At 32.1% G+C, this 3,678-nt stretch carries 2 protein-coding genes and 1 pseudogene; 2 read left to right on the top strand and 1 reads right to left on the bottom strand.

Annotation, left to right across the window (positions count from 1 at the left end; translation table 11 throughout):
• Positions 1–91 precede the first annotated feature (91 nt).
• The gene (locus tag ACIQ56_RS15550) at positions 92–643 is read right to left on the bottom strand and encodes a response regulator transcription factor (RefSeq protein ID WP_397601956.1); all 552 of its coding nucleotides are present in this window, start codon (positions 641–643) and stop codon (positions 92–94) included.
• Positions 644–916: 273 nt separating this feature from the next.
• On the opposite strand from ACIQ56_RS15550, the pseudogene ACIQ56_RS15545 reads away from it, so the two are divergent.
• Positions 917–1,537 (top strand): annotated as a pseudogene (locus ACIQ56_RS15545) (IS6 family transposase).
• 383 nt (positions 1,538–1,920) lie between these two features.
• On the top strand, positions 1,921–3,678 hold a 1,758-nt coding region (locus ACIQ56_RS15540), incomplete at its 3' end, for a PepSY domain-containing protein (RefSeq protein WP_397601955.1).

Genomic DNA, 3,678 nt, shown 5'->3' with positions numbered 1-3,678 from the left:
AAGTTTACTACAATCGTGTTAGAAAGCATTCGTCGAATGGATATCTGTCTCCAGTTATATTTGAAATAACTAGACCAATGAAAAAGGTCGGTTAATTGTGTCTATAAAATTGGGGGAAGATCATAACGCTTCTAGAAACTGGTGAATTCTCATTTTGAATTAAAAAATTTAATAATGTAAACTCTTTTGGAGTTAAATTTATTCGTTCAGATCCTCTAAAAATTTCATTTTTATTAAAATCGATTTTAAGATCGTGGCATATAAATATATCTTTTAAAATAGAAGGTCTTCGTCTTAATATGGATTTAATTCTTGCAAGTAATTCGGAAAAAGAAAATGGTTTTACAATATAATCATCAGCTCCTAAGCTCAATCCTTTTACAATATAATCAACATGATTTCTGGCAGTAAGCATGATAATATAAGATTTATTATCATTCATTCGCAATTTTTTTAAAATTGTCCAACTATCCATGCTAGGAAGCATTACATCAAGAATAATTAAATCATAATTATTTATTTGTGCTAGTGTAAGACCTTCTTGTCCATCTGTTTCAGAGTCAACAACAAACCCATTTTCAGTTAAACCATTTTTTAAAAACTTAGAAGTTTTTATTGAATCTTCTATTAGCAATATTTTCATTAAATTATCCTTTAATAAAAAATTAGAAATCTGCTACAAATAATAATTTGTTATTACTTTTAAGTTGCACCCTTCTAAACGGAATTATCGGCTTTGTTTCATAAAAATTGAGAAAAGCAAAGGTTTAATTCCATAAATTCCTTAAATAAACTGCTAGGGTACTTTGATGGGTTCTGTCGCAAAATTGAATTGTATGAGTTAATCCAGAGGTTCAAGTTTGAACTGAAGGTGAGAAGGATGGAGTTTAAAGGCAGGCATAGGAAGTAAGAATTTATATTAACCTCAGTCCGTGGTTGGTACCTTGCTTATCCTTTAAGCTACAGGCAAGTAGAAGAAATGCTGAAAGAACGGGGATTGGAAATAGATCATTCCACAGTCCAACGTTGGGTAGTGGAATATTCTCCGAAATTATTGAAGAAGTTCTCTGGTCATTAGAAGCGTGTAGGTACAAGCTGGCGCATGGATGAGGCTAACATTAAGGTAAAAGGAAAGTGGGTCTATCTATATAGGGCGGTGGATAAGCTTGGGCAGACCGTAGACTTTCACCTTTCAAAACATAGGGATGGCGCTTCCGCAAAACGTTTTTTCCAGAAAGCAATTCGTTCCTCTGGAAAGCCAGAGAAGGTGAATATTGATAAAAGTAGTTCTAATACCTCTTCTTTAAACGACATAAATCGTAATTATAAACCAGGCTTTCAAATTCAGATCAGGCAAAAAAAGTATCTTAAAAATAGGATAGAACAGGATCATCGATTTATAAAAAAGAAGTGTAAACCCATGTTAGGTTTTTTCTCTTTTAAATTTGCAAGGGCTACTTTAGCTGGGATAGAGCTTCATAACATGCTTAGAAAAGGGCAGTACAAATTCAAAAGTCATTTACTTCTTTGGAAGTAATTTAGCTCCCTCGCTGGATAATTGCGCCTAAAATAGGCAATCTAAAAAACATTCAAATCCTTCTTTGTTACCTTGAACTTTTTTGAGACAGAACCAAAAAACTTTATTTTTTAGAATTTCCAAAAAATTATTAAAATTTAATTTAAATTACAAATTATAATACCTAATTTATTTATATATAATTCAAGAAATATTTTATTTTATAAGATATATTTATTATTAATATTTTTTATATTTTATTGATGCAAAAAAAAAAGTTATGGTATTTTTCTAATCTTATTTCCGTAACGATAGAACTTGTTCGCATAAAACTTTTTAAACTAGCTTGTTGAAGCATGTAATTTTATATGCAAAAAAAGCGATTTATTCAAGGAGTATTTGCATTGAGTTATTTGAAATTTCCTTTAAAAACTTTAGGTCTTTCTCTTTTTGTTACGATAGCATTAAATGCTTCAGCTGCGAATAATTCGAATTCATCAGAATTAAAACAAAACTTAAGTATTGGTGTAACGCCACAAATGCCTTTACAAGAAACATTTGATGGATTGTATCACTCAAATGGTACTGCTTCTATTATTTCAGAACCAAACTATCAGTCCCTAAATTTTGTTTTATCTGGTCAAGAAGAAAGCGACAATAAAACTTTAGTGTTAATAGCAAAAGATTACTTAATTCAAAATGCAAACAGATTTGGGTTAAATCAAAAATCAATTTCTGATCTGACTGTTACTTCAATAAGACAAAATAGTGATTTTTCAGTTGTACGTTTAGAACAAAAGGTAAATGGACTTCCTGTTTATGGAAGCTCTATTGCCATTACAATAAATAAAAATAGTAAAATTACCTTTGTTGCTAGTAATACAATTACTGGAATTGATTTTGATAAGAAGTTTATTTCAAATAATAAATCTAAATTAACTAAAGAACAAGCGGTCTCAATAGCGAACTCATATTTAGGGTTTAAAGAGTTAAAATTTAATAAAGCGGATTTGGTTTTTTATAAAGAACAAAGCGGAAATCAATATGAAACTTGGAAAGTAAGAGTATCTCCAAAAGGAGAAAAGGCTTCCGAGTGGGAATTATTAATTGATAGTTCATCTGGAAAAATATTAAGAGCAGAAGACAAGTTAAGAAGAATTGAGGGAAAGGGAATGGTTTATAAACCAGATCCTGTTACGGCAGCTCATCATGTCTATGGTGACAAAGGTTTTGTAGATAATACTGACTCGCCAACATCAAGTAATACATCGCAAATGCCTAAAGACTCTCCTGTTCTAACAGCAGCAAGATCAAGTGTTACTTTAAAAGACATTAGTTTATCTAACGGGAAATATATTTTAGAAAGCAAATATGCAAAATGTGATGACTCAGAACAGCCAAAAGATAATGCTTGTCCTGCAGAAGTAAAAGCAGAATTTAATTATACAAGATTAAATAAATATTTTGATGCTGTTACTGCATTTTATGCAATTGATACTTATATGCGTTATGTAAATGAAACTTTAAATGTTAAAGTCATGCCATACCAATATAAAACTGGTGTGAATTATGATCCGCATGGTCTTAATGGGGATGACAATTCACATTATTCTGAAGGTTCTGGAAAAATGGCTATGGGTCAAGGCGGTGTTGATGATGCGGAAGACTCCATGGTTGTTATTCATGAATTAGGACATGGAATTCATGATTGGATTACACATGGAAATGCAGGTAACTCAAGTGAAGATGGTATAGGTGAGGGCACTGGAGATTATTTAGCTTCAGGTTATGTTCGTGATCTTCCTGAAAACACTTGGAAACCAACGGATCCGCAATACAATTGGGTAATGCGTTGGGATGGTCACAATCCCTTTTGGCCAGGCCGTGTTTCCAATTGGAATATTGGAAGAAAATATCCAAGCGATGTTGTGAATACGGGAGACTCGCATAAGTCTGGACAATATTGGTCCTCTTGTAACCTTGTTGCACGTGATAAAATTGGTGGTGTTGCGATGGATAAGGCATTTTTAAATGGTTTATCTAAAACAATAGAAGCAACAAGCCAAGTGGGGGCAGCTCAAGCTATTATCAATGCGGCAAAAGATATGAACTATACAAAAGATCAAATTAATGCCATTGCCTATGCTTATAATACAGCTTGT

Source organism: Silvanigrella sp. (genome assembly GCF_044369315.1).
Taxonomy (GTDB): domain Bacteria; phylum Bdellovibrionota_B; class Oligoflexia; order Silvanigrellales; family Silvanigrellaceae; genus Silvanigrella.
This window is presented reverse-complemented; position numbering and strand designations above follow the sequence as displayed.